Genomic DNA, 1,453 nt, shown 5'->3' with positions numbered 1-1,453 from the left:
GCACCGCAAAGTATTTATGACATTGGAGGCATTCGAGCGGATCCGCTTGCGCGAAGAAACAATTCATGAATATGAACTATTCTTGCGTAAAGCTGATGCAAGCTTCTCGTCAAGCGAAGATAAAAAGGCTGATGAGCGTGCAAAAGGCAAGCAATCCGGCCTTATGTCAGTCTTGGCTTCTAAGACCGGCAGCGCACCGTATCTTGAGGATTTGGGCGTAGACAGTATTGTGATCGATGAAGCGCATATGTTTAAAAACTCAGCGGAAACCATAGATTTTAAGAGCGCAAAGTTCCTATCCATGGCACCGGCAGCAAAGCGTGGGGTCGATGCGCAAGCCAAAGCCTGGTACATACGCGGTAAATCACCATTGGGCGACGGCGTGTTGCTATTAACAGCCACCCCGATAACCAATAGCCCCCTTGAGATATACTCCATGTTGTCGCTGTCGTCAGGGCATGAGCGCGTGAATGATATGTGCCTGGGCATCAAGGGCGCGGATGATTTTATGAACATCTTCGTGCAGAAAGAAAACCAGGATGACGTGACGATGGACGGTGTGGCGCGTACCACGGACGTGTTTGTCGGGCTCAATAACGTTGAGGTGTTAAGAAAAGCGATTGAAGAAACCGCATCGATCAAAAATGCAGATGATGTGGGCGAACAAATTGTGGTTCCGGACCGCGAAGATAAAGCCTCTCAAGTAACATTGACCGGCGATATTATCAGCCGGTTGAAACTGTACAAATCAGCCTTTCGTTATGCGATTGATGAGTTAACTGAAAAAGTTCCTAACCGGGGCAATAAGGATGCTTTTAACGAGGTTTCCAGGCACTTCGGTGAGGACATTGACCTGATCGGGCATCCCTTCAATCTGATTAACAAAATGACCATGTTGATAGCCGATCCAGAACTTGATCAGCGTGCAACTTTCTATACCTTTATTCAGCCCCAGGCAGATAAAGCAAAGGCGGTTATTGATACATTCAACGCCAAGAAAATATCGGAAGAGCGTGCGCGGCCTGGTCCAATGACTGAAGAAAGCGCGATTATTGGTAAAAAGGTAGTGAAAGATTCTTCGGGTGACAATTATGAATTGCTTAAGATCGCGGTTCGAGCTCGTATCATTGCTGGAAACAGAATTGTTGTAGATACGATTGATCCAGCCAGCCAAAGCACGTTTGAAGATATGGCTGATAAGCAAGGACTTGACCTGGATGTGTCGGTACCGCCAAAACTTGCCGCCCTGTTGGAAAACTTCCAGAACGAACAGGCAACCCCGCGAGGCATTGATGAGAATGGCGGCGTATCGTCAATCGTTAAGCAAATCATATTCTGCGATATTTTGCCACTGCATAACAAGATCAAGCGCTTATTATCCAAGCGTGCCGGGGTTCCATCGAGCGCGATAGCGATCATTACCGGCAAAACCAATAATTCGCCGGATGAGATT

At 47.4% G+C, this 1,453-nt stretch carries 1 protein-coding gene; it reads left to right on the top strand.

Features of this window, described 5'->3' with window-relative positions:
- Positions 1 to 16 precede the first annotated feature (16 nt).
- Positions 17 to 1,453, top strand: a 1,437-nt coding sequence (locus C7H79_RS18200; protein WP_197714676.1) for a DEAD/DEAH box helicase, incomplete at its 3' end; no start/stop codon positions are given.

The sequence above is a fragment of the Nitrosomonas supralitoralis genome, from assembly GCF_003011925.2.
Lineage (GTDB): Bacteria > Pseudomonadota > Gammaproteobacteria > Burkholderiales > Nitrosomonadaceae > Nitrosomonas > Nitrosomonas supralitoralis.
Note: the sequence above shows the minus strand (reverse complement) of the source record. Positions and strands in the feature narration are given on the sequence as shown.